Raw genomic sequence first — 24077 nt, forward strand, 5'->3', positions numbered from 1 at the left:
TCCCAATTTTGGCAAATTTCCCATACTAAGCTCATTTTAACAATCCTTGTAACTGCTGCGCTTGAAAATGGGCGACCATTTTCTGCTGCGGTTGTGTCCAATCTCGGTTTACAGTGATTTGAGTATGGTTCGATTTAAGCTGTCTAGTTCGCCGATCGGGTATTAATTTTTTATGGCTGAGGAACGGGTTTTACCAGTTTTTGACGCACAGAGCGTAACTATTTCTCGCGATGAGGGCTTGATGCTCTACGAGGATATGGTTTTGGGGCGTTTTTTTGAAGACAAGTGCGCTGAGATGTACTACCGGGGCAAAATGTTTGGTTTTGTCCACTTGTACAACGGCCAGGAAGCTGTCTCGACTGGCGTGATTCGATCGATGCGCCGGGATAGTACGGATTATGTCAGCAGCACCTACCGCGATCACGTTCACGCTTTAAGCGCGGGCGTACCGGCGCGGGAAGTGATGGCGGAGTTGTTCGGAAAGGAAACTGGTTGCTCGAAGGGCCGCGGCGGTTCGATGCATATGTTTTCGGCAGAACATCGGCTGTTGGGAGGGTATGCTTTTGTGGCTGAGGGAATTCCTGTAGCTACTGGGGCGGCTTTTCAATCGAAGTATCGGCGCGAAGCTTTGGGCGATGAGAGTTCCGATGGCGTAACAGCTTGTTTTTTTGGCGATGGTGCTGCAAATAACGGGCAGTTTTTCGAGTGTTTGAATATGGCTGCTTTGTGGAAGTTGCCGATTCTTTATGTTGTGGAAAACAACAAATGGGCGATCGGCATGGCCCACGAGCGAGCTACTTCTGACCCCTTGATTTACAAAAAAGCTCATGCTTTTGGCCTGGCTGGATTCGAGGTTGACGGGATGGATGTTTTGGCCGTGCGGGAAGTCGCCAAGGAAGCCATAGCACGGGCGCGGGCTGGCGAAGGCCCGACGCTCATCGAGGCTTTGACTTATCGCTTTCGGGGTCATTCTTTAGCCGATCCTGATGAGTTGCGCTCTAAGGAAGAGAAGGAATATTGGTTCCCCCGCGATCCGATTAAGAAGTTGGCTGCTGATTTGATCGATCGAACTTTGGCTACTGCTGAGGAATTAAAGGCGATCGACAAAAAGATCGAAGCTGTAATTGATGATGCGGTAGAGTTTGCGGAGAACAGCCCCGAACCCGATCCGAGCGAATTGTATCGCTATATCTATGCTGAAGATTAGTCATTCAGTTGACAGTTGACAGTTGACAGTTGACAGTTGACAGTTGACAGTTGACAGTTAACAGTTAACAGTTAACAGTTGACAGTTGACAAAAGAAGGAATAGGATTGGAGTAATGAATAGTCTTCGTTTAATTTCCCCCTAAAAGGGAGAGACTTTAAACCAATTCTTTCTGGTAATCTTTAGAGATATTTTGCGTGCGGTTGCAGCCTACAGGTTAAAACCTGTGGCTGCACTAATGTGCAAGATATAATTGAAGGTATACTTTCTATACGCAAAGAGAGGCGGTATGATAAATATCGATCGCAATCTAAGTCAAATTAGCAACAATATGGGTGCAGTTCGAGTCAAAGTCAAGCTAACCAATGCCATTGATGAAGGCTTGGTTAATCGAGGATTGCTCAACCCAAATCTTCTGCGCGTTTACGAAGCAGAAGCAGTGATAAATACTGGCGTAGTACGCACAGCAATTCCCGTAGAAGTTTGTGAACACCTAGGTTTAAGAATTCGGAGTCAGGAAATAGCAAAGTATGCTGATGGCCGACAAGAAATAGTAGAATTGACTGGGCCTGTGATTGTGGAAATCGAAGGGCGCGAGACGATTGAGGCGGCAATGGTTTTAGGCGATATCGTGCTAATCGGTCAAACTGTGTTAGAAACTTTAGATTTGCTAGTAGATTGCAAGAATCAGCGTTTAGTTCCCAATCCCGAAAATCCCGAAAGACCTGTTTTGAGAGTTTAAGCAATCTCAAAACTTTAAACTATTTTCGGCACAGGCCGCAACCTTCCCGCGACTTCTACACTCGGCAAACTGGGATCGAAAGTCAAATTTTCCAAAGTTCCATCGCTACCAATTACAAACGTATCCTCAATTTTTGCTCCCGACAAACTCGGATTCCAAGCCACAGCCATATTTACTGCTAAAATCTCTGAAGTAGCCGGATTCGCCACAATTTCCCGCGCTAAATATCCGGTAGTTCCGCCTTGATGGTGTTCGCGAATTGCTTGAGGATATCCGTGCTGTTCGTAAGCTGTTTTTAGGGTATCATAAACCGCATTCAGCGATACTCCCTGGCGACAAGAATCCAAGGCGGCTGCTTCAATTTCTCGGACTTGTCGGTGTAACTCTGAATGCTGTTTTTCCAAAGAACCAAAACAGACAAATCGGGTTAAATTTGCATACAAACCGTTTCCCCTAGCGCAGAATACTAACATGGCTTGCTTCCCGATTTCTTCGGCGGTAGCGGTGGCGTGGCGGTATAGCGGTAAACGTCTTTCTCCAGCCACTAATGTCAGGGCTGGATGCAAACCTCTCGCCCACAAAGCCTCTGCACCGGCACCCGCTAATTGATATTCTGTCCATTCCGGTTTGGCGGCTGAAAGTACCTCTGTCATCGCTTCGCTGGCTAAACGCCCGACTCGCCGATATCGCTCTAATTCGCTTGACATCATTGTCTGTTTGCGAGACTGTAAAGATGCGATTATTGGTGTTTCTTGGGAATTTGGTCGATCGCTCATCACGTTACCGCCCGCAGTAATTTCTTTGACAAAAGCTTCGCGCTGTGCAACATCCGCCCAAGGATAGATGTGCATTTGAAAGTTGGCTGGAACTTCTTCATCTTGCAAGCGCTGGGCTTCGATTTCATCTGTCAGCACAAAAGCATTTTCGGCGGTAATTAATATTTCTGCAACTCCGGTTTCTGCGGTAAGCAATACTGTATGGGAACCGCCGGCGGTAGCCCAAGCAAACCAATCAGTGCCACGCAACCGCAGGGCGATCGCTCCTGTTTCGGTTAAGGCTTTGCGGATGAATTCGAGTTTGCTGTCAACTTCTGGGTTTAATGAGTTTATCATAAAGCAATTGATATCGAGTTAATTCTTCAATTCTTCAATTTTTAAATCCAAAATCTAAAATAGATTGACAGAGACTGCTTGCAATTCTTTAGCTTTTTCTTCCGGTAAAGCATCGTTAGCAAACATTCCGGCTGCTAGTTCGGTTCCTGCTAAGTATTTTAGCCGATCGCTCGATCGATATGGCGGATAAAACTCAGCGTGCAGATGCGCCTCCGGGTGAGGCTTTCCGTCTGTGGGCGCTTGAAACCAAGCCATCAAATAAGGGAATTGGCGCTGCCACAAACCGTCATATTTAAGCGCGACTGTTTTTAAGGCCTTGGCAAGTGCTTGACGCTGTTTTTCGGTAAGATCGATAAATGTAGCAGTTGGTGCGATCGGCGCAATCCACACTTCGTAGGGGTAGCGGGCGCAAGCGGGGACAAAGGCGATCGCATCTTCGTCTAAATACAAAATTCGCTGTTTGTCAGCAATCTCTTTTTGAATCAAATCTTGCAGCAAACCGCTACTATTTTTTTGATAGTAAACCGACTGACATTCTAACATCCGCGCCGGCACCGGTGGCACGAACGGATAAGCGTAAATTTGACCGTGGGGATGGTGCAAAGTTACTCCAACTTCGACACCGCGATTCTCAAACGGTAAGACATATTGAATTTCGCGATTGCTGCCAATCACTGAAGTGCGATCGGCCCATACTTCTAACAATAATTCTAAGTGACTCAACTCCAAAGAACCCAAAGAAGCTTGCGGATCTTGAGTAAATACTACCACTTCGCAAATGCCCTTAGCAGGCAAAGTTTCCACAATACTTGCAGGTGGATTGTGTGCCTGCAAAGTCATCGATGGAAAGCGGTTGTCAAAAACTGCTACGTCGTATTTGCCTTGGGGTAATTCTGTGGGAAACTTGGGGTTAATTGTCGCAGCCAGCGGATTGTATTCCGGCGGCGGCATGAATGTTCTGCCCTGGCGGTGGCTGGCATATGCTACCCATTCCCCGCGCAAAGGATGCCAGCGAAAATGTGGGTTTGCTTGTACGGGCTCGTTGCTGGGACTTACCGCCACGATGCTTTCTGGGATTGGGTAGCGGCTGTAGAGTGTGAGTGGGCGGCCGTCTGGTTTTTGCAATATTTGGGAGTGCATTTTTTTCGGCGGGCGATCTGTTTTGAGAGATTTTATAATTCTAACTTCCTGTGTCGAAAACCCGCCCCTATCTAAAGTCGCAAAGTGCATGAGAAAGCGATCAACGCCTGGTTTTGGCACAGATGAAAGTCTAGGTAGAAAATAGTAGTGAAAGAGCAAAACTTCCAATAAATGTCAAACTAGACCAGTTGGTATCCTGAGTTTGATGCGCTTCAGGAATAATTTCTTCGACGATCGCAGTTATCAGAGTCCCCGTTGTAAATGCCAGCACAACTAGCTTAGGAAGCTCAGATTGTCCGCGCAATCCCCAATAACCGAGAGTTGCACCCAGCCAAACCGGGATCAGAAAGGCAGCCAGCAACAAAAATCGCTGTCCGCGCGGCATATTTTGACTCCTAAACTCTGCATTGGTCACAAATCCTTCTGGAATGTGAGCAACGACTCTCGCCGATGCCAGCGTTATTCCTAAATGTTCCGAAATTGTCAGACTGGTGCCAATCATTAATCCATCGCCAAATAAGTCGATCGCAATACTGAGAAATATCACCCAACCAACCGTATTGTGATCGATGCCCTGTAGGCGATTCTTGCTCAAGTTGAGAAGTTGATTAACCCATACAAAAAAAGCTCCTCCAACAAACAGTGCCAGAATAGTTGCCCAGACTGGTTTAGCTGAAATAACTCTGGGCAGCAGTTCGGTGGAGGCGATCGCCAGTAGCACGCCAGCAGCAGAGTGCAATGCCAGTCCTAATGTTTTTTTTGATAACGGTAATGCTTCGGCAAGCATAGCACCGATGAAGTTACTAAGAACAGGTAAGGCTGACAGTATGAGAGCAAAAATAAATGCTTGCATGACTTGTCAACCTATCTAGAACTGTGAGTATCAACCGTGAGTGGCTGTGCGGCCAACATGGCTTCAATCTGAGGATTTGCCCATACTGCTGCAATCTTTAAAAAATCAGGATCGTCATTGACGCAATCTAGCCGCACATAAGTTACAGTTGGATACTTACTGCGTAAAGATTGAATGGCATCCTCCACATCAAGAATGGTTTCATAATTCTCAGTTGCCCAACCGAGTGGTTTAAATACAATCGCTTGGGCACCTGCTTTAATCAAGCTTTGTGCAGCTTGTTTTATGTCGGGTTGTGACCAATTAATGAACGGCATATCATGATTAATCCAGCCAATCGAGATTAACGGATATCGCTGTTGCAATTGCGATCGCACAGCATCACAAAGTGCTTGTCCATCAATCACACCAGTCAACAGTCCTTTGGCTCGCTCTGGCCCACCATGAACGGTGAGTATAATGCCAATTCTAGACTCAAAAAAGCGATCGGCAAAAAGTTCAGTCAGCGTTTCCTCAAGTTGATGCACTATCAAATCAACATAAGCAGGTTCAGTTGCAAACGATGGAATGTAACGGACTGATTTAAATGGAGAGTGTTGAGGATGATTTTGAGGTGCGTTTGCTGCAATAACTTCATTGACTTGTTCGATCGCAATTGCTCCCGTAAAGGCAGAATCGACAACCAGCAAAGGATAGATCAATAAATTCCCAAAGCCCTGCTGAATCAGGTCTGCGACAACCTGCTGCACAAAAGGTTGACAAAAATAAAATCCCTTGAACACTTGCACGCGATCGCCCCATCGGTCTTGCAACTGTGTTTCAATGCCGAGGCGCTGTTTTTCAAATATCTCATTTTCCGGTGACATGAACTGATGATGCTTGACCCCAAAATTGTACAAATCTTGAAGCGCCAGAAACTTACCAGCCAAGGGGTACAGCCAATCTGGGATTGGCACAAACTGAGCCGCGATGTACTTAGTTGCAGCTTGATTGTAGCGACTCAGATCGCGGTAAGATTGCACTTCACCATAACCTGCCAGCAACACTGCAACGCGATTTTCACTTTGAGCGGCGGCGGAATCTGTCGATTGAAATTGATGATTAATCATTGGATTATTGGGTTGAATGTTAAATATTTCAAAAGCGGTTTTGTTGCAAAAAATATTGCAGAACAAAGACTAGATCGGCATCAAATTTGATTAATGGTTATGGACGAATCAAGAACAAAGAAACCAGTTTTTTTACTGAATCTGCGGGTTGCAAAGAAGTCTTTTTGTGAAAAAACCCGGTTTTTTACCACCCATGCGTAAGTCATGAAGATGACAGAACCAATATTTTCTCAAGTCAAGACTGCAATGCTTTTAGCCTGGCCCGAAGTTGGGCGATTTCCTGCGCCATATCTACAACCATTACCGCCCCTACGAGATTTAGTCCTAAATCTTGGCGCAACCGTTGGATTTGACCAATGCGCGAAATTTCCCGCGCGTGTAGCATTGAGCCGATCGGCTCAATCAACCCCACTTGCACAAATTGCTCAATTATCATCGTTGAAGTTTCCGTCACCAAAGCTGCATATTCAAACGTATACAGCCGATCGCCATTTTCGGAAACAACCATAGTGGACAAGCTAAATTCCGTCATAGTCTCACCTCTTCTATTGCAGAACGCGGGTTAAAATTGCTACTCGCCTTAATTTTTTCATAACACTCCTGCTCGATTTCACTCAACTCCTTCGGAGACACGATCTGAAGTTTCACAATTAGATCGGTGCGATCGCCTTTCGGTAATATCCAACCCTTGCCGCGCAGTCGCAGCGATTGCCCGGAATTTACCCCTTTCGGCACAGTCATCATCACACCCCCGTCTGGCGTTGGCACTTGCATTTGAGTACCTAAAACAGCTTCATCTGGGCGAATAGGAACCTCGCAAGTTAAGTTATCACCTGAAAACTTAAAAAAGGGATGGGGAAATAGTTCGATTGTCAGATACAAATCGCCTCGCTGTTGAGAAAAAGGGCTGACGCGACCTTTTCCTTTCAGCCGAATCCGACTGCCTAATTTAGCACCTGCGGGAATGCGAACGTTAAGGGTTTCATCGTCCAACTGCAAGCGTTTCTGCACGCCGTGAAATGCTTCTGAAAGCGAAAGCGCGATCGCCGCTTCAGTATCAGGTGCAGGTGCTTGAGTGCGAAATCCCGCAAAATCATCAGCCTGATTCGAGGTGCGCGAATGAGTTTGTCGCGATCGAGTTTGGCCACCGCGACCCAGCAAATCCTTGAGAAAATCATCAAAATTGCTGTATTGATCGAAATTGGTGGACGGATCGAAATCAAATCCCCCGGTATTCGTGCTACTTCCTCTAGGAGGAGCGCCGCCAGCCCCTGCTTGCTTCCAGTGCTGCCCAAATTGGTCATACTTGCTGCGCGTTTCAGGATTTGATAAAACCTCGTTGGCTTCATTCAAATCTTTGAACTTATCCTCAGCTTCTGGATTGCCGGGATTCACATCTGGATGATGTTTGCGGGCAAGTTTGCGATATGCTCGCTTGATTTCTTCAGGAGTTGCAGTTTTGCTAACTCCCAGAATGGTGTAGTAATCTTTGAAGTCGGTTGCAGTTGGCATGATTTAAATTACTGAAAATCCAATTATTCTGCACTAGGAACATCGTTTGTCAGTGATAAATCTCCTTCTTCACTGACTTGTTGAAAGTCTTCAGTTGTGGTAAACCGCTTTGCCTCTGTTGGATCTGTGGCTGGATTGCCAGCAAAATTGGTCGCTGCTGAGCGATCGATCGCAGAAGGATCGATTTGTGCTCCAGCCTCGGCTTCGGCGGCCAACAGTGCATTACCTCCAGCATAATGATTTTTTCCGGCGATCGTTTGTAGAGCTTCGGCGGCGGCTTGATTGGGAACTGCTGCTTGAGCTATCATTGATTCGTCATTCATGATGGGAACCTCTTGAGTTGTGGTTTAGTTTGCTTATTTTAAACTAGAAAATCAGCATGATTTGTGATTAATTGGCTTGCTTTATTATAACTGATTAAAAACGATCGGCAACAATGCTACTGGAATCAAAATTTGCGCGATGGCAATTGTCGTATCCATAGATTGGACGCTCCTCATGTATGTTAATTGCGATCGGTCAAAACATCCCGAATCGTTATAGCAACATTTCTAAGATTAGACTGACCAAGTTTTTTCCCTCAACTCAACAATCTAATCACGAGAAGCAGAAGTGCAACTGCAAGCAAGCCACCATAGAATATGAACATCCGATCGCCAAACCACTTTGGCAAAAAGAAAATGTCGGTTGTTTGACCGTGATAAGATTCCAAGCTTTCAGCGTAAGTCGTCAGGGGACAAGTCCAATTGTTGGCGATGAGAACGATGACTTCGATCGCGAATAAAGCAACGACAATCCATGTGAGAATTGAGATTTTGTCAGCAGTAACCTCATATAATATAACTGCCATGATTACATTGAAGAATATGAAGATTGCGGAATGAACGAATCTGATGAAGGCGATAGAGTTCAGCATAAAATATTTGACTCCATTAGATTTTACCTACTCAGCCGATCGCACATCATTTATCTCTTGTTTATTTTCCCGATCCCTTCAGTCTGCCTGTTGACGATTTTCGGGCTGCCATAGTAATTGATTTTCCCTACACCAGAGGCCTGTGCATCCAGTTGCCCCGTCACATATATATCAACATTACCTACTCCAGTCGAATTTACCTTGGCGTTGATAGTATGTAAATTCTTCGCGTCTAAACTTCCGACACCCGATAATGTAATATCTGCTTCCTTTGTTTCACCAGATGCACTGAAATCCCCTACACCATTCACCACTATCTCCAATCGGTCGTTCTTTACATTTGATAGATTAGCTTTACCTACTCCATCGAAGACAAACTTTTTAAGATCGGGAGTGGATATAATAATTTGTAGTTTTTGCTGAGGATTGTATCCTTTAGTGGGTCGGATGTACAAAGTACCATTTTTAACTTTAGTAGTAATTAATGGGATGATGTTATCATCGCCACTAATTTCGAGACTCTCCTGCCCTTGAGAACGCACTTGGATTGAACCAACATAGTTCGCGTCTAGAGAATCGAAGGAAGCAAGCGATCTTTTCTCGGTCTTAACATTACCACTTCCTTTGACGTTGGAGGTGTTACTAATGAGATTGCATCCCGCCAAGCCGATAACTAATCCAATGCTGAGCAGTGTCAATATTTTCATGGGGTCTTTCTTTCACTCAAAACATAGGTCATCAGGAACAAGATAAGCGCCATGAAATAGTTCAGAAGTCCCTAGGCATAATTATTTGGACGCTAGGTTTTGTCCTCATGTTTACTTTGCTCATTAGACAAGATTGCAAAAATACCTAGGACGGGCTCTCCGGCCCATCCCACAAAAATTATTTTTTGTTGTGGGATAGGTGTTCTGCCTGCCCAAAAACTTGATTAAAAGGATTTTTGCAATCTTGTCTATTTAGACAAAATCAGCATCAATCACATCATCCTCGCTGTTTCCCGACGGTGGATTGGCGGGATTAGGATTGCTCGCATCCGCACCAGCTTTGGCGTAAACGGCGCTACCGATTTGCATCAGGGCTTGTTTGAGATCCGTTGTGAGCGATCGCATTTGATCGTAGTTTTCTTGACTAATTGCCGATCGCAAATCTCCAATCAATGATACCGCCCGCTCCTTATCCGCATCAGAAACTTGACCGTCCAAATCTTCCAGTTGTTTTTCTGATTGATAAACTAGCGAATCTGCATTGTTTTTGGTATCAATCTGCTCGCGCCGTCTTCGATCTTCCTCAGCATGAGTTTCCCCATCGCGCACCATGCGTTCCACATCGGCTTGATTCAGAGTAGAAGCACCAGAAATCGTAATTGATTGTGCTTTGCCAGTGGCGCGATCTTTCGCAGTTACTGATAGTAAACCATTGGCATCTAGATCGAACGTCACATCAATTTGTGGCACGCCGCGCGGGGCCGGAGGAATACCATCAAACCGGAACGTTCCCAAACTTTTGTTATCGTTGACTAATTCTCGTTCTCCCTGCAAAACATGAATCTCGACATTTGTTTGGCCATCCGCAGCCGTCGAAAAAGTCTCCGATTTCTTGACAGGAATTGTGGTATTGCGGGGAATAATTTTTGTCATTACCCCGCCCATAGTTTCTACGCCCAAAGAAAGCGGTGTGACATCGAGCAGCAGAACATCTTTTACTTCTCCAGCCAGCACCCCGGCTTGAATCGCTGCCCCTACAGCCACCACTTCATCGGGGTTAACGCCCTGATTTGGATCTTTATTTGTGATCCGTCGGACAAGTTGCTGCACGGCTGGAATTCGCGTAGAACCGCCGACTAGCACAACTTCATCGAGATTTTCACTGCTGAGATTGGCATCCTTCAAGGCTTGCTCAACAGGGATGCGGCAGCGATCGAGCAAATCTGAACACAGTTTATCAAAATCTGCCCTAGTTAAGGTGATATCCAGGTGCTTGGGCCCATCATTGGTTGCCGTAATGAACGGCAGATTAATCGTCGTTTGAGTCGCATTAGAGAGTTCGATTTTGGCTTTTTCTGCCGCTTCGGTTAATCGTTGGAGGGCTTGCTTATCATTGCGTAAATCAATGCCTTCGTTACGCTGAAATTCGTCAGCAATGCGATCGACAATCTTTTTATCGAAGTCATCGCCCCCTAAGTGAGTATCCCCACTGGTAGATTTGACTTCAAACACACCTTCTCCCACTTCTAGAATCGAAACATCGAAGGTACCGCCTCCTAAATCGAACACTAGAATTGTTTCATTACCCTTTTTATTCAAACCATAGGCAAGCGCTGCTGCCGTCGGTTCATTAATAATGCGGAGTACCTCTAACCCAGCAATTTTGCCTGCATCTTTGGTTGCTTGACGTTGCGAATCATTGAAGTAAGCAGGCACTGTAATTACTGCTTGCGTCACCCGTTCTCCCAAGTATTTGCTAGCATCATCCGTAAGTTTTTGCAAGACTTGAGCAGCAATTTCTTCAGGCGCGAACTGTTTTTTTAGCGCCGGACAATCGAGCTTAACATTTCCATTATTATCGCGGATGACTTTGTAAGAAACTTCGCTCGCTTCGTGAGTGATTTCATCGTATTTGCGTCCGATAAATCGTTTCACGGAGTAGAACGTATTCTCTGTATTCATTACCGCCTGTCTGCGGGCAATTTGACCAACCAGGCGATCGCCCGTTTTGGTATACGCAACTACAGAAGGCGTGATGCGTTGTCCTTCGGCATTGGCAATCACGATCGGTTTTCCACCTTCGATAACTGCAATACAAGAGTTAGTCGTACCTAAATCAATTCCAACAACTTTTGCCATGATTTTAAATTCCTAAATTAGATTTTGATGTGAGCTATTCTGCATTTGGATATAATGCTATTACTCAAAACTTATGCAACATTAGTTGTAGGGTGTATCGTTCAGAGAAAATCCCTAGATTCGAGCGACAATCTCACAGCGACGCACCTCATACCATTTTTACAAAATTTTGCTACAAAAGAAGTATTCGGTTTGTTTACACGGGCCCCGTAAGCCTGAAAGAATTGAACTGAAAATCAAGTAGATTTTTCTGGATATTGGGTCATTTTCACTAGGTAAAATACGGAAATAAAACCTAGCAAGCCAGGGGCACTAAGCCATACCCAGAAACCAGCTAACAGTTTGTGCAATACCAATACAGAGAAAAGATTACTACCATTAGGTGAATTAAACCAAAATGCTGATAGTGTTCCGCCAAAGCCTATAGCGATCGCAGTTAAGGAAGTAATTGCTGAGAACTTATATTGCTGTCGAACAAAAAATATGCAAGATAACCAATAAACGGGATTAGCTAACCAACCCAAGGCTGGAATTTGCAGGAACAGCAATCCTAATATTCCCCAACCAGTAACTTCAAGCCCATTCATTTCATAAAAACTCCCATAATCTTTTAGGTGCTCTATTGATATTTCTCTAGGAACTATCTCAAAAAGTAGACAAGGCAAGGTAAGTGCTATTCCGTATAGAAAGAGTGACAATCCCAAAGCAATAATTCTATACTTCATGAGCTATGCTTGTCTCCAATTGATGTTTTATTTCTTTGTTGGATCGTCACTAACCTGAACGATTAACTTGCCAAAGTTTTCTCCTTGCAGTAAACCAATAAAGGCGTGGGGTGCATTTCCCAACCCTTTTACAACGTCTTCTTTGTACTTCAGTTTGCCTGCCTGCAACCACTGAGACATATCATTGATAAACTCTTCGTGACGCTGCTGGTAATCGCCAACCAGAAACCCTTTAATCAACGCACGTTTAACGAGTAGCGGCATCAGATTAGGGCCGGGAGGTGGAGTTTCGGCATTGTACTGCGAGATTAAACCTACTAAAGGAATTCTGGCTCCCAGATTAATTTGTTGCAAAACTGCTTCAAGAATTGGGCCCGCCGTATGATCGACGTAGATATCAATTCCATGTGGGCAAGCAGCTTTTAATGCTGAATTCAGGTCTTGAGTTTTGCGGTTAATGCAGGCATCAAATCCTAATTCATTGACAACATAATCGCATTTTTCATCACTGCCAACGATGCCTACTGCTCGACAACCCTTGATTTTGGCAATTTGACCGACAACTGCACCAACGGCACCAGAAGCAGCAGAAACCACGATTGTTTCGCCGGCTTTGGGTTTGCCAATATCTAGCAGTGCAAAATAGGCTGTCATTCCAGGCATTCCGGTAATGCCTAATGCGTAAGAGATTGGTACTTGACTGGGGTCGAGTTTTCTCAAGGTTTCGGCTTTGGCGATCGCATAATCTTGCCAACCGCCATATCCCAGCACGAAGTCTCCTGCTGAAAATTTGGGATGGTTTGATTTCACCACTTGGCTGACAGTGCTACCCACCATGACTTCGCCTAACCTTGCCGGACTTGCATAGGACTCGCGATCGCTCATTCGTCCTCGCATATACGGATCGAGAGACAAGTAAATGGTGCTGCTGAGTATTTCTCCCTCTCGCGGTTCTGGAATTGCTGTTTCAACTAAAGCAAAATTACTTTCTTTGGGTTCTCCCGTCGGGTAACTTTTGAGCAGAATTTGTTGGTTCATTGATTTAGACATAAATGACTCCTTTATTGATAGATTGCTTTATCGATCGCACATCGGAAGAATTCGCCTTCAGACTCAAAGCGATCGCTCCCCAAAAACCAGCCTACCCGAAGACGAGTCGGGATTGTGTAGCCGTCAAAGGTACTGCTTTGCTCGACAATTCCCCCAAAATCTACGTAGTGAAACGCTTCACCTTCGGGATTGCCCCAGCGATCGATTTTGGCTTGCTCCAACATTCCCCGATCGCTAACTGTCAGGGTGAGTTTTGCAGGTTCGCCGAGGGCTTTGAAGTTTGCCTGTACCTGTGAAGCGTTCAACTCTGTCCAAGAGATGTCGGGATTGCAGAGAATGGAAGGCAGCAACATCGACTCTACTTGAACTCGGCCGACACTAGAGCGGGTTATATCAGCACCAGATGCCTGCACCACTGGAAACAGCCCCAGGATTTTCCACTGCGACTCGCCAACACCATCCACGATGCGATCGCCTCCCCAAATCGGCAACCCCTTCGCCCAAGTCGTCGCCCGCCAGATCATCCCCCGATGACCGTAGATAACTTCTTCTCCCTTGAAGGGATGCCATTTTTGATCGAGTTTGATTTCGCCGTGCATCCACAATCGAACGGCGGATGCGAGGGGTGTGCCGGGGGCGATCGCATTCTCCAAATAGCGACGGGCTAGATTGGGAAGATTGATTAATGATTCAGGATTGAACGGGCGATCGCTCTTCGGTGCTGATTCCCACAAATCATCAATCGAAATCGGTTTAGTTTGAGTTTGAGTTTTAATCATAGTGTTCTCCAATTTGGGCGATCGGTATCGATCGCATTTCTAAGTGTTTTAGTGCCAGCCCTCTCTGGATCTGCCCAAGGCGAAAGCATCATTAGCACTAGACCGATGGACATCAATCTCCCCTGATATTAGGTTGTAGTCAGCGAGGATTCGTTCCCACGAATACCCGAAAATCAGTCGTCGATCGCACTATGAATGACTTTGATAAATGTGATTGAGAATAGATGTTCAATCTGGTTCATGTTCATGCAACGATTACTCGATCGAGCGATCGCCTCAGCGATCTGGGAGTTTCAGGGCCATAGCCGAAACGCAGAACCAGATCTGGCCTGCGATCGCCCATACCAAGATAAGTCGCGAACTGTGGACGCAATGCCGAAACCTCGATCGGCTGATTCAACAGTGCATTTTTGAGACCTAGCGCCGTAGCTTGTAGGGCAAAACGTTCAATACCTGATTAACGAATTGATTACATACCCCAAAAGCTAGCTGCGACCATTCTACTCTCTTGAATCAAAGAGTGTTAGCCACTCTTGCACAAAAGATGGTGGAACTGATAGATGAATAGTTTCACCGTCGATCGCTGACAAAATCAACATTAGGGGAATTTCCACCTGCAACTGCGATAACAAGGGCTGAATGTCATACTGCCCCACATTAGGTTCTGGAGCAGATAAATCGGTAAAGATATAGCTGGAGGTATCATCAGCAGTCAATATTTTACCTAGTGAATTTGTCAACGATAAAGGTTTACTGCGATCTATTGCTACCACACCTGGAAAACCAACTAACCGCAAGTCAAAGCTGGCTTTGCCATTAGGAGTAACACGTTTAAATGCGATTACCTGCCAGTTATTTCCATGCTGATCTTGGAGGGTTTGCCTAGATTGGTAAACCATTTGTCCTGGTGCTTCTTGGAGTTGTGTAATTGCTGCGGCTGCATGGAGATTAGTAAATGTTCCTAACCCCAAAAATACAATCGAAACCAAGGTTACCAGCAATAAAAACTGGGGAAATATCTTTCTAACAAAATATCCGAGCATAAAAATTCCTCATCAGTTTGCCGCATAGAACGATCGCGCCTGTGCGAGCAACTGATCTTCAGTCATGTGTTGTTCATTAACGACGATCGCACCGATCACTCGCCCAGCGATATCCGGGTGATGTTTTTTCAGTTCGGCCAGCAGATAGTCCATCGCGCTGCTTGCTCCAGTCGAGCTACCAAAAATCAGAATCTTTTCTGCACCGCTCAGTGTCTTTGCTACCGCTTCGTAGAAGGGTTTGAGTTCCGGCTTGCGCTGACCGCTGGAATTCTCTTCCACGTAGCGCAGGTTGCGATGTGAGCCGTCTGGATCGTAAGGCCTGATCACCTGCGGCACTGAGCCGTGCATTTCGGTCTTATATATGCGAGCTTCGCGGTGATCTATAACGACTAGCAGGTGCCCAACCTCGACGACTGGCACCTCTACGGGTACAGCCGATCGCTCCAGGAAGTGCCGAATCTGCATCAATTCCTCGATGTCGGATAAATCTTTGTGCTTCGGGGGGTGCACCGTCAGCGTCTCGCCATTCCGCGTAAATCTCAGATTGCCGTTGTGCTCCTCTTCCACGTCGGCGATCGCGCTGAGCATTGAGCGCACATCGTGCCATTGAAGGTTTCGGGCGATCGGGTGTGCAAAGACGGCGTTATAAGTGGTTTCATGAACCTTGGACATCTGCATAGTTTCCATCAATTCCTCCTTTTGCCAAGCTTGGCCAGTTGCGATCGAGTTGCCTCAATCGCCTTAATTAAACTCTTCGGCTTCGCATCTAATTTCGCTGTGACAGCAAGCCATTGGCGAATCCAAACCGAACCATTGATTTAAGAAATGAACCCTGTTTTAGAAGGTTTATCCCTTGACTGCACTCAAATTCTGTACAAACAATCATGCAATTGCGATCGATTTAAACAGCAATTAATTCATCATGATTTGCATTTTGCACAATTTGCTGTGCTCGATTGAATTCCAGATCCGTACCTGAAGCAATCACCATAAACTTCCCTGCTTTGACTTCTGTCTCGTACTTCAGGGCTTGCTCCTTGGGAATTCCCAATCCGACGAGAGCACCTGCAAGTCCCCCAACAACAGCAGCACCAGCACCCCCAATAATCATCCCTTCCAGCCAACCTGCCAGCACTCCCACAATTGGCCCAGCGACAATCACCTGACCCATTCCAGGAATAAATAGTAATCCGGCACCTGTGAGGATGCCAAACAGTCCGCCCATAAAACTGCCCCAGTAGGCTCCTTCGCCCGCTCCGGCCTTTGTGGTATCTTTCCAACTTAGAAATCCGCGTACATGATCTGTAGTTTGATAGTCTTTAGCAATGATTGAAATCTTCTGCATATCGAAGCCTGCTTTTTGCAGTACCAATACCGCTTTTTCTGCTTCAACATGGGTCGGGAAAACATGAACTATTTCGTGCTTATCTGACATCATGATTTTGTATCCTTGAATAGTATTAGACTATGACTAAATGCTTGCCAAATTAAATCCCCAAAATTTCTATTCACAGGCATAAACAATCCGCTCGAATCCTTGAGTTGCAAATATGGTCAGCCATTTAAGTAATGTCTTGCCAAAAATGTTAATTCAAGCCTAAAACATTTGTATCACTTACTTATAACTTAGTCTCAATTTCATCACATCAGCCTTAAGAAATAGACTTAAAAAACACTCCAATTTCTCCTTTTTTTAAGGAATTACAGGGAATAACCGAGACCAAGCGTCAAACAATATACTGGTATTATATTTGATGTTTAATTGACAGGGATTTCAACATTTCGGTCAACGATCAATACCTGATTGCGAATTCAGGATCTCGCAGTTCCTTGAAAGCATTCTCTGCCTCTGGATGGCTAGAGAAGATTTTCAGAGATTGTTTACTGCTTATGCAATTACGGTAACAGGCTGTTGGGTGATTTCATGTATTAATTGTATTAATTGATTGATTACGTGATAAAACTTACAGATAATAAGATTTACAGCAGATTCCAGGTAAGCAGAGATAGAGGACACGGCAGTGCCGTTTCCCTACAGACAAGGTTTCGGGTGGCTGGGTGTAGAAAGATGGCTCTGTAAATGGTTTGATGAGTCTTGGATATCTGGACATCCATTAATTTCTCCTGCTGATTATTGACAACCTCATCTACAATTTTGATTAACTACCGCTTGAGTCACTGCATGAATCGATCGCAATAATCGTCACTTCTCAGATTTCCCAGCGAGAGATCACGGCGGGAATTGCAGTTCCTAACTCAACGTTCACAATCTCCGCTTCAGATAGATTTGACCGGGGCTTAATGATGGCACGGAGTGAGTTGCCATGCGCTGCAATCAACACATTCTCTCCGGCGATTAAATGCGGTAAAATGCGATCGCGAAAAAATGGTACAGTACGCTTCACCGTATCCGCCAAACTTTCGCCGCCCGGTGGAGCCACAGCATAGGATCGCCGCCAGAGTTGCACCTGCAATGAGCCAAATTTGGCGGCGGTTTCAGCTTTGTTCAACCCTTGCAGTTCGCCATAGTAACGTTCATCTAGCATAGCTGTGGGATAAACTGGCAGCGACCGTTCGCGATCGCCCTTGTATTGATCCTAACCATGCCAGTCTCGATCGTCTGCCCCATGCTTGATAATCGGAATTCTGCCGTCGCAAATATCATCTACTTCTGTCAAGATCGCGATCGCAGTTTCGATCGCTCGAAACAACATACTGGTAAAACAAACTCTGACTCGATAATCCTTCAGTTTGCAGGAGGCGATCGTTGCTTCTGCTCGTCCCTGTTCGCCCAAAGGAACATCAACCCATCCCGTAAATTTATTCTCCGCATTCCAAAGGCTCTGTCCGTGACGGATCAAAATTAATTTAGCCATTGTGTTTTACCTCAATACGCTTGGTTAACGCTGTTTATTGCCCGGAGATCCCCCTAAATCCCCCTTAGGTCGGGGGACTTTGATCGGAATCTTGTCCCCCCCTTTTTTAAGGGGGGCTAGGGGGGATCTGGCTTAACTAAACCGTATTGTGTTTTACCTTGACAGATCGGAAGTCCATACAGAGATGATTTAACTAGAGTTCCAGCGTGTCAAAAATGTCACGTAAAATCTGAGCGGAATGAATAAGCTGTTGTTGCTCCGTGTCGTTGAGGGTAAGATTGAGCGTCTTAACGACACCTTTTTCATTCACAACAGAGGGCAGGCTGAGACAAACATCGCGAAGGCCGTAGAAGTCATTCACCAGTGAACTAACCGTCAGGATGCGTTCTTGTCCGTGCAGAATAGCTTTAACAATTTCAGTCGTCGCTAGTCCAATGGCGTAGGAAGTAGATCCTTTGCGTTTGAGGATTTCGTAGCCAGCGTTTTTAACGCGATCGAAAATCTCCTGTAGTGCAGCGTTGTCAAGTGCTGGGTGATCTTCTCGGTCATAAAGAGACATTCCGGCAACATTTACCTTGCTCCAGACGGGCACTTCACTGTCGCCATGTTCGCCAATGATGTAAGCATGAACGCTGCGCGGATCGATGCCCATTTTCTGTGCTAGCAGGGTACGAAAACGGGCAGAGTCGAGTACCGTTCCAGAGCCAATTACCCTGGCCGCCGGAAAACCGGAGAGCTTTAGCGTCACGTAAGTCATAATGTCCACCGGATTGCTGACAATCAGCAGGGTGGCATTGGGGCAGTGTTTGACGACATCTGGGATGAGGTTCTTAAAAATGGCAACATTGCGGACAACCAAATCCAGGCGGGTCTCTCCCGGCTTCTGACTGGCTCCTGCGGTAATAATTACCATGTCTGCATTCTGTCCGACATCGGCAACGTTGCCCGCTTTAATATCGACAGGTTCGACAAAAGGAACGCCGTGCATCAGATCCATGACTTCTCCCTGAAGCCGCTCTGCATTGATATCTTGCAGAATCAATTCATCAAAACAGTTTTGGATCATCATGGAATAGGCACAGGCCATCCCTACCTGTCCGGCACCAATAATCACACCTTTGCGCGGACGGATGCTGACTTTAGTTTCAGCACTGGGATTGGGTATAAAAAGGGTTTCAAACATATTTATTTGGTTGCTGCAAAGGTTTTTAATCGATCGTCCACTAGACAAGATTGCAAAAGTCCTTTTAATCGAATACGGTTCACTTAACACTATTTATGCCCCGGAGATCCCCCTAAATCCCCCTTAAGAAGGGGGACTTTGAGAGCTTTCTTGTCCCCCCCTTTTTAAGGGGGGTTAGGGGGGATCGGTCTTAAGTGAACCGTATTGCCTTTTAATCAACTTGTGGAACGGGCAAGATGCCCGTTCCACAAGTTGAGTTATCGATCGCGATATTAATCGTCACTTCTCAGATTTCCGAGCGAGATATCACCGCTGTACGATAGCAGCATTGGCTATCAAATGATTATCCACAGGCTGCACTCCTGCATTCGCAGTCAGGGCGATCGTTCCATCCACTATATAAATCGTTCGCTTCGTCTGCGCCGCTACACTCGCATCATGGGTGACAACTACGATCGTCGTACCCTGTTGATTTAATTCCGTCAGCAGATCCATAATCTCCTGAGAAGTTTTAGAATCTAATGCGCCCGTCGGCTCATCTGCTAACACCAATGGTGGATGATTTACTAATGCACGGGCGATCGCTCTTCGGTGCTGATTCCCACAAATCGTCTAGAGAAATTTCTTGGATTTTAGTCATGTTTTGAAAGGTGGAAAGGGCAAGATACAGCACTTTGCGCTGAAGGTTTGGTTAAAAATACGATGTATGTTACTGGTTAAAAGCTTTTGGTTATATCATCCAGAATAGCGATCGCATCATATATATATATGTATCCGCAGGCGGATATTCTGATTGCCCATCAACTCAACAATCTAATCGCAAGAAGCAGAAGCGCAACTATCAGCAAGCCACCATAGATCGTGATAATGCGATCGGCGAACCACTTGGGCAAGCAGGAAATGTCGATAACTTGACCGTTAAAGTTTGCTGTAGGCGATCGCTATCTCACCCAACAACAAATATTCTCAGATGATTTGATGTGTTTTAGAGGGCGATCGCCGATAACCTCTCCGAACTCAACAACGAAGTCAACTATTTTTGCTTGCTTAATCTAGAACTGAAACAGATAATCTTAATGGACTTATCGATTCGGGATAACGGTTCGTTTGAGCGGCTGCAAGTAACCTTGAACTCAGTACCAATATCTTTCAGCAGTCTGCTCCAAGCGAATTGTTATACTGCGGATTCGTTCAAGCTTTGCGACTCACTACCTTTTTAGATTCTCTAACCGAGTTTTTTCTGCGTGTGCTTTGCGCGACAATACTTGGAGATTTTCCAATGTAGTTAAGCCACCTTCTGACATTGGTATAATGTGGTCAATTTGAAAATCTCTTCGCATCTGGCTCTTAAACCCACTAGAGGCACAGACGATGAATCCTTTCCCGTCAGTATACTTGGCAAAGACAGCATCCTTAATATCCCGATACTCTGCTGGATCACGCTCTCGGATTTCCACAAGTGAAAGGCTTTCTAATGGAACTGTATCAGGAATTACAATGGGCGGGGTAACTGTTAAATCTGGGTAAACTCCAGATAGCTTGTTGATTTCAATGTCTACCTGTTTCTTAAAATCAAGGTAATTATATCCAAATAAAACCTGCCAAAAGGATTTACCGTCATTCCATAGCGATGTAAGATATTCAGCCTCCTGCTTCCGTGTTAAATCATTCTCGTAGATATGTCTTGCCACAATTGACAAATCACACTTTCTACGCTCACTAAAAGCGATGAACTCTGGCTCCATCTCCTTTTGAGCATAGAAGCGTAAAATATTTTTAACATCATCATCTCTGTATCCAAGCAGGAAAGGATAGTCTGGGAAGTAGAGGTTCTTCGTTAGTTGCAGTAAATATTCCAGCTCCTCGTCAGTCAAGACTTCTCTATTTTGGATATTTACACTCTTAAATACAGCATCTAGGTCATTAACCAAACTATCATAGGCTTCCTCAGTGCCGTTATATAAAAGTACATCATAGTTTCTAGACACTGGTTCAGCGTTTCTAGACACTGGTTCAGCAGACTCAGAAGATTCAAGAATAGAAAAGCGATAAATTCCAACAGGAACCCGCCTCAGAAAATCTAGTTTTTCTAAAGCAGTAGTGTCGATGGAATCATCCATTATACGGGCAAACTCTTCTATCTTTTCAATTGAGATGAGTCGAGCAATTCTCTTCATTGTCTCGATATCTCTATCAACAAACTCAGCGCCATCAATATCAGTCAATTTTTCAGGATTAACCCAGTTAATTTTATCTTCCCAATTATCGATGAAGCTTACAACATAGGCTTTTTCTGTACCTCCTGCTTTCTGTCCGCGCAAAGCCCTACCAATCATTTGGGTCATTAAAAGTGTAGAAGTAGTTGGGCGTGTCAGAAAAACTGTTTGAACATTAGGCAAATCAGTTCCTTCGGTCAACATTTCTACGTTTATGAGAACTTCGAGTTTTCCTGCCCTGAAGCGCTTGATTTTTTCTGAATTTTCTTTTACAGAAATTGTAGCTCCCGTGCCTTCGTCTATGATTTTTGATGCCACGAAGTCAGAGTTAATTCCTCGTTTTTTAAATAATCCGTTTAATGCGATCGCGTGTTGGATGTCAACTGCAAAAACCAGAAGGGGCTTATACTTTTCTCGGTTCTCAACATAGTGATCGACAATCCGTTTATTGCGGATACTCGACATCGCAATTTTTTCGGCAACCTTCTTAGGTAATTTGTCGAAGTCCTCAATTGATCTAATATCTTTGTCTGTTAATTCTCGATAGAAATCTAGCTCTGTCTTTAAGTTCTCGAAAATTGGTTCTGCAAGAATTCCTCTTGTAATGAGCGTCCTCAAGTGTTCTGAAAAGATAATGTCATCGGGAAAAACTTTCTTAAGCAAACCTTGCTCACTTTTATCTGTTCTGAATGGAGTTGCTGTCAACCCTAACATTCTGAAACCATCTGCTTTTCCTCTATCTTTAAAGTTTTGCTTAATGCTGTCAATTAATTTTCGATAAGTCTTTGCTGTTGCATGATGGGCTTCATCAACTACTAAAAGAATCTCATCAGAATGATTAACCCAATTATCTGTGAGGTAATTCAGCCCACTGTTTAAACTATCTTTGCTGGCAATGATAATATCATCAGTCGGTTGGATGTTAACAGGGCGATCGTGCTTGGTATAACCAGAAATCACGCGATATCTGAATCTTTCAGTATCACTCAGTAATGATGGATAAGCACTAAACTTTAAAGTTTCAAACGCTTGATCAAGTAGCTCATGTCGATGAGCAATCCACAGAACTTTTTTTCGCTTATCGATAAAATTGCGTAGTAACCAATGAACGGCTGTTAACGTTTTTCCACCACCCGTAGGCAAAACCAACAAACCCTCAAAAGGAGACTTGTTTTTCTGATCTAGTGCCTTAATTGCCTCATTTTGATGGGCGTAAAGTTCTCTAGGATTTTTGCCTTTATTAACTTGGATTTGACCTGAGTATTCAACTTGAATAGTTTGCATATTACTGGAAAACTGAAGATAACTTTAAATTTGTGGCTTGTCCGACTGCTACTCTATCGATAACTCCAAAGTAGGTGAACTCTGGATAATGACAGATAAGCTTTCGGCTGCACCTCCACCGACAGAACAAGCAGTATAGCTATGTATTATCACGCAACTGAGGTTTAATTCCTATTTTAATGTAACATTACCGCAGCTTTTATTACAAGGTCAATGCGATCGCCTCACCACTCTTTAGAATAAAGTTTGCTGTAGGCGATCGCCAAAAAAAAATTGTGCGTGAATGTAAATTCTGCACCATAAGGAAAATATTGCCATCTCTCAGGTTCATTTTTACTGAAGACAGCTAGCGATCGCTTTAACTGCCCCATCAACTCCATTCTCGTTCTGAATCTTTTCTCCCAATATTTTAGCTTTCTGTTTGACTTCTTTTGTCAAAGCCTAGGCGATCGCGATGACTGCCACATCGTTTGTTCAAATCAGATAAATCTTTGTGCTTCGGGGGGTGGATTTTCAGCGTCTCGCCATTCCGCATAAATCTCAGATTGCCGTTGTGTTCGTCTTCCACGTCGGCGATCGCGCTGAGCGTCGATCGCAACTTTAAGAGCATTGATGGGTAACTTCAAGCGTTCAGCGATCGTCAATTGCACCTTGCGATCGCCTCAACAATAGAAGGTGTGATAATGTCAAAGGCATCACAGACTTTCCAGCATTATTAACAATCGTTTCGGGCTGAACGCTTCACCTCATTTTATGAAAGGATTTCCACTTAATTCAGCAGATCGTATTCTCCGCCACGTTCTAATGCACGGCGGTATGCGGGACGCGCGTGAATGCGATCGAGAAAGTCCATCAGTTTCGGTCGGCTGCTGTCCAACCCTACCTGTGCAGCCGCCGCCTCCAATGGAAAGCTCATCTGAATATCGGCTGCGGTGAACTCACTACCAACAAACCATAAGCTTTTCTCCAGTTCTGCTTCTACATAACCCAGATGCAGTGCGATTTGAGGATCAATGAACGATTTATTGACGCGAGCCACAATTGACCGCGCGATGGGTCGAGCGAAAAACGGCATCGGACTTGTTTCGACTTGGTTAAAGACTAGCTTCAACACTAACGGGGGCATCGCAGAGCCTTCAGCATAATGCAGCCAGTAGATGTATCGCAACCGTTCCGGCGTGCCAAGCTCTGGAGCGAGTCGTCCGCCACCGTAACGGTCAACTAAGTATTCGACGATCGCACCGGATTCAGCCAGAGTCAGCGCACCATCGGTAATCACCGGAGACTTTCCCAGTGGATGCACTGCACGCAGCGACGCGGGAGCCAGCATTGTTTTCGGATCGCGCTCGTAGCGCTTGACTTCATACTCTAGATCGAGTTCCTCTAGCAGCCAGAGCACTCGCTGGGAGCGAGAGTTGTTCAAGTGGTGGACAGTAATCATGTTTTTCTTCTCAGCTTACCAAAAAATTGATGCGGTGAATTGTG

At 45.1% G+C, this 24077-nt stretch carries 25 protein-coding genes and 1 pseudogene; 2 read left to right on the top strand and 24 right to left on the bottom strand.

Going from position 1 to position 24077, the window contains the following annotated elements:
* Positions 1-172 precede the first annotated feature (172 nt).
* Together pdhA and QUB52_RS00230 are read left to right on the top strand one after the other, a co-directional pair.
* Positions 173-1207: a pyruvate dehydrogenase (acetyl-transferring) E1 component subunit alpha gene (gene pdhA / locus QUB52_RS00225; protein ID WP_332972176.1), complete on the top strand. Its 1035-nt coding sequence runs from the start codon at positions 173-175 to the stop codon at positions 1205-1207.
* A 288-nt stretch (positions 1208-1495) separates the two neighbouring features.
* A complete protein-coding gene (locus QUB52_RS00230; RefSeq protein ID WP_332972175.1) occupies positions 1496-1948 on the top strand; it encodes a clan AA aspartic protease in 453 nt (150 codons plus the stop codon).
* Between the two features lie 14 nt (positions 1949-1962).
* Here the strand turns inward: QUB52_RS00230 and QUB52_RS00235 are convergent, their stop codons facing one another.
* From QUB52_RS00235 to QUB52_RS00355, 24 genes and pseudogenes are all read right to left on the bottom strand, one after another.
* Entirely contained in the window at positions 1963-3060 is a 1098-nt protein-coding gene (locus QUB52_RS00235) for a M24 family metallopeptidase (protein ID WP_332972174.1), read from the bottom strand.
* A gap of 54 nt (positions 3061-3114) precedes the next feature.
* Positions 3115-4200, bottom strand: coding sequence for a galactose-1-phosphate uridylyltransferase (gene galT, locus QUB52_RS00240; protein WP_332972173.1), 1086 nt, complete (start codon positions 4198-4200; stop codon positions 3115-3117).
* Positions 4201-4330: 130 nt separating this feature from the next.
* Positions 4331-5053, bottom strand: coding sequence for a ZIP family metal transporter (locus QUB52_RS00245; protein ID WP_265239891.1), 723 nt, complete (start codon positions 5051-5053; stop codon positions 4331-4333).
* Between the two features lie 11 nt (positions 5054-5064).
* A complete protein-coding gene (locus tag QUB52_RS00250; protein WP_332972172.1) occupies positions 5065-6162 on the bottom strand; it encodes a ferrochelatase in 1098 nt (365 codons plus the stop codon).
* A gap of 235 nt (positions 6163-6397) precedes the next feature.
* Complete coding sequence (locus QUB52_RS00255) at positions 6398-6694, bottom strand: chaperone modulator CbpM (protein ID WP_332972171.1); 297 nt, start codon at positions 6692-6694, stop codon at positions 6398-6400.
* Entirely contained in the window at positions 6691-7674 is a 984-nt protein-coding gene (locus tag QUB52_RS00260; protein WP_332972170.1) for a J domain-containing protein, read from the bottom strand. Before QUB52_RS00260 ends, QUB52_RS00255 begins: the two co-directional genes overlap by 4 nt.
* Positions 7675-7697: 23 nt before the next feature.
* Positions 7698-7997: a hypothetical protein gene (locus QUB52_RS00265; RefSeq protein WP_332967804.1), complete on the bottom strand. Its 300-nt coding sequence runs from the start codon at positions 7995-7997 to the stop codon at positions 7698-7700.
* A 257-nt stretch (positions 7998-8254) separates the two neighbouring features.
* Positions 8255-8524 (bottom strand): hypothetical protein, encoded by a 270-nt coding sequence (locus QUB52_RS00270; protein ID WP_332972169.1) that lies wholly within the window; start codon positions 8522-8524, stop codon positions 8255-8257.
* 116 nt (positions 8525-8640) lie between these two features.
* Positions 8641-9297 carry a head GIN domain-containing protein gene (locus QUB52_RS00275; RefSeq protein ID WP_332972168.1) on the bottom strand — a complete coding sequence of 219 codons (657 nt, stop codon included), beginning with the start codon at positions 9295-9297 and terminating at the stop codon, positions 8641-8643.
* A gap of 252 nt (positions 9298-9549) precedes the next feature.
* A complete protein-coding gene (dnaK, locus tag QUB52_RS00280; protein WP_332972167.1) occupies positions 9550-11436 on the bottom strand; it encodes a molecular chaperone DnaK in 1887 nt (628 codons plus the stop codon).
* A gap of 236 nt (positions 11437-11672) precedes the next feature.
* On the bottom strand, positions 11673-12161 hold the full coding sequence (locus tag QUB52_RS00285; RefSeq protein ID WP_332972166.1) for a hypothetical protein: 489 nt from the start codon (positions 12159-12161) through the stop codon (positions 11673-11675).
* Positions 12162-12188: 27 nt separating this feature from the next.
* Positions 12189-13211, bottom strand: a complete 1023-nt coding sequence (locus QUB52_RS00290) for an NADP-dependent oxidoreductase (RefSeq protein WP_332972165.1) — start codon at positions 13209-13211, stop codon at positions 12189-12191.
* Positions 13212-13222: 11 nt separating this feature from the next.
* The gene (locus QUB52_RS00295) at positions 13223-13990 is read right to left on the bottom strand and encodes a DUF6920 family protein (RefSeq protein WP_265239904.1); all 768 of its coding nucleotides are present in this window, start codon (positions 13988-13990) and stop codon (positions 13223-13225) included.
* Between the two features lie 244 nt (positions 13991-14234).
* Complete coding sequence (locus QUB52_RS00300) at positions 14235-14363, bottom strand: hypothetical protein (RefSeq protein ID WP_332976086.1); 129 nt, start codon at positions 14361-14363, stop codon at positions 14235-14237.
* Between the two features lie 127 nt (positions 14364-14490).
* Positions 14491-15033, bottom strand: coding sequence for a DUF3122 domain-containing protein (locus QUB52_RS00305; protein WP_265239907.1), 543 nt, complete (start codon positions 15031-15033; stop codon positions 14491-14493).
* A 12-nt stretch (positions 15034-15045) separates the two neighbouring features.
* The gene (locus tag QUB52_RS00310) at positions 15046-15720 is read right to left on the bottom strand and encodes a hypothetical protein (RefSeq protein WP_265239908.1); all 675 of its coding nucleotides are present in this window, start codon (positions 15718-15720) and stop codon (positions 15046-15048) included.
* A gap of 214 nt (positions 15721-15934) precedes the next feature.
* Entirely contained in the window at positions 15935-16471 is a 537-nt protein-coding gene (locus QUB52_RS00315) for a general stress protein (protein WP_265239909.1), read from the bottom strand.
* A gap of 772 nt (positions 16472-17243) precedes the next feature.
* Positions 17244-17909: pseudogene (locus QUB52_RS29185) on the bottom strand (histidine phosphatase family protein).
* 193 nt (positions 17910-18102) lie between these two features.
* Positions 18103-19092 carry an L-lactate dehydrogenase gene (locus QUB52_RS00330; protein WP_332972164.1) on the bottom strand — a complete coding sequence of 330 codons (990 nt, stop codon included), beginning with the start codon at positions 19090-19092 and terminating at the stop codon, positions 18103-18105.
* Positions 19093-19398: 306 nt separating this feature from the next.
* Positions 19399-19644 carry a hypothetical protein gene (locus QUB52_RS00335; protein WP_265239912.1) on the bottom strand — a complete coding sequence of 82 codons (246 nt, stop codon included), beginning with the start codon at positions 19642-19644 and terminating at the stop codon, positions 19399-19401.
* 656 nt (positions 19645-20300) lie between these two features.
* On the bottom strand, positions 20301-22592 hold the full coding sequence (locus tag QUB52_RS00340; protein WP_332972163.1) for a DEAD/DEAH box helicase family protein: 2292 nt from the start codon (positions 22590-22592) through the stop codon (positions 20301-20303).
* Positions 22593-22816: 224 nt separating this feature from the next.
* On the bottom strand, positions 22817-22963 hold the full coding sequence (locus tag QUB52_RS00345; protein ID WP_332972162.1) for a hypothetical protein: 147 nt from the start codon (positions 22961-22963) through the stop codon (positions 22817-22819).
* Between the two features lie 38 nt (positions 22964-23001).
* Complete coding sequence (locus QUB52_RS00350) at positions 23002-23202, bottom strand: hypothetical protein (RefSeq protein ID WP_332972161.1); 201 nt, start codon at positions 23200-23202, stop codon at positions 23002-23004.
* Positions 23203-23361: 159 nt separating this feature from the next.
* A complete protein-coding gene (locus tag QUB52_RS00355) occupies positions 23362-24033 on the bottom strand; it encodes a glutathione S-transferase (RefSeq protein ID WP_332972160.1) in 672 nt (223 codons plus the stop codon).
* Positions 24034-24077: the final 44 nt, after the last annotated feature.

It is taken from the genome of Microcoleus sp. A6-C6 (genome assembly GCF_036705955.1).
Lineage (GTDB): Bacteria > Cyanobacteriota > Cyanobacteriia > Cyanobacteriales > Microcoleaceae > Microcoleus.

Bases quoted from the DNA above. Each gene is read 5' to 3' on its own strand.
- pdhA (WP_332972176.1), top strand. From the start codon at position 173: ATGGCTGAGGAACGGGTTTTACCAGTTTTTGACGCACAGAGCGTAACT.
- QUB52_RS00230 (WP_332972175.1), top strand. From the start codon at position 1,496: ATGATAAATATCGATCGCAATCTAAGTCAAATTAGCAACAATATGGGT.
- QUB52_RS00235 (WP_332972174.1), bottom strand. From the start codon at position 3,060: ATGATAAACTCATTAAACCCAGAAGTTGACAGCAAACTCGAATTCATC.
- galT (WP_332972173.1), bottom strand. From the start codon at position 4,200: ATGCACTCCCAAATATTGCAAAAACCAGACGGCCGCCCACTCACACTC.
- QUB52_RS00245 (WP_265239891.1), bottom strand. From the start codon at position 5,053: ATGCAAGCATTTATTTTTGCTCTCATACTGTCAGCCTTACCTGTTCTT.
- QUB52_RS00250 (WP_332972172.1), bottom strand. From the start codon at position 6,162: ATGATTAATCATCAATTTCAATCGACAGATTCCGCCGCCGCTCAAAGT.
- QUB52_RS00255 (WP_332972171.1), bottom strand. From the start codon at position 6,694: ATGACGGAATTTAGCTTGTCCACTATGGTTGTTTCCGAAAATGGCGAT.
- QUB52_RS00260 (WP_332972170.1), bottom strand. From the start codon at position 7,674: ATGCCAACTGCAACCGACTTCAAAGATTACTACACCATTCTGGGAGTT.
- QUB52_RS00265 (WP_332967804.1), bottom strand. From the start codon at position 7,997: ATGAATGACGAATCAATGATAGCTCAAGCAGCAGTTCCCAATCAAGCC.
- QUB52_RS00270 (WP_332972169.1), bottom strand. From the start codon at position 8,524: ATGGCAGTTATATTATATGAGGTTACTGCTGACAAAATCTCAATTCTC.
- QUB52_RS00275 (WP_332972168.1), bottom strand. From the start codon at position 9,297: ATGAAAATATTGACACTGCTCAGCATTGGATTAGTTATCGGCTTGGCG.
- dnaK (WP_332972167.1), bottom strand. From the start codon at position 11,436: ATGGCAAAAGTTGTTGGAATTGATTTAGGTACGACTAACTCTTGTATT.
- QUB52_RS00285 (WP_332972166.1), bottom strand. From the start codon at position 12,161: ATGAAGTATAGAATTATTGCTTTGGGATTGTCACTCTTTCTATACGGA.
- QUB52_RS00290 (WP_332972165.1), bottom strand. From the start codon at position 13,211: ATGTCTAAATCAATGAACCAACAAATTCTGCTCAAAAGTTACCCGACG.
- QUB52_RS00295 (WP_265239904.1), bottom strand. From the start codon at position 13,990: ATGATTAAAACTCAAACTCAAACTAAACCGATTTCGATTGATGATTTG.
- QUB52_RS00305 (WP_265239907.1), bottom strand. From the start codon at position 15,033: ATGCTCGGATATTTTGTTAGAAAGATATTTCCCCAGTTTTTATTGCTG.
- QUB52_RS00310 (WP_265239908.1), bottom strand. From the start codon at position 15,720: ATGGAAACTATGCAGATGTCCAAGGTTCATGAAACCACTTATAACGCC.
- QUB52_RS00315 (WP_265239909.1), bottom strand. From the start codon at position 16,471: ATGATGTCAGATAAGCACGAAATAGTTCATGTTTTCCCGACCCATGTT.
- QUB52_RS00330 (WP_332972164.1), bottom strand. From the start codon at position 19,092: ATGTTTGAAACCCTTTTTATACCCAATCCCAGTGCTGAAACTAAAGTC.
- QUB52_RS00340 (WP_332972163.1), bottom strand. From the start codon at position 22,592: ATGCAAACTATTCAAGTTGAATACTCAGGTCAAATCCAAGTTAATAAA.
- QUB52_RS00345 (WP_332972162.1), bottom strand. From the start codon at position 22,963: ATGGGGCAGTTAAAGCGATCGCTAGCTGTCTTCAGTAAAAATGAACCT.
- QUB52_RS00350 (WP_332972161.1), bottom strand. From the start codon at position 23,202: ATGCTCTTAAAGTTGCGATCGACGCTCAGCGCGATCGCCGACGTGGAA.
- QUB52_RS00355 (WP_332972160.1), bottom strand. From the start codon at position 24,033: ATGATTACTGTCCACCACTTGAACAACTCTCGCTCCCAGCGAGTGCTC.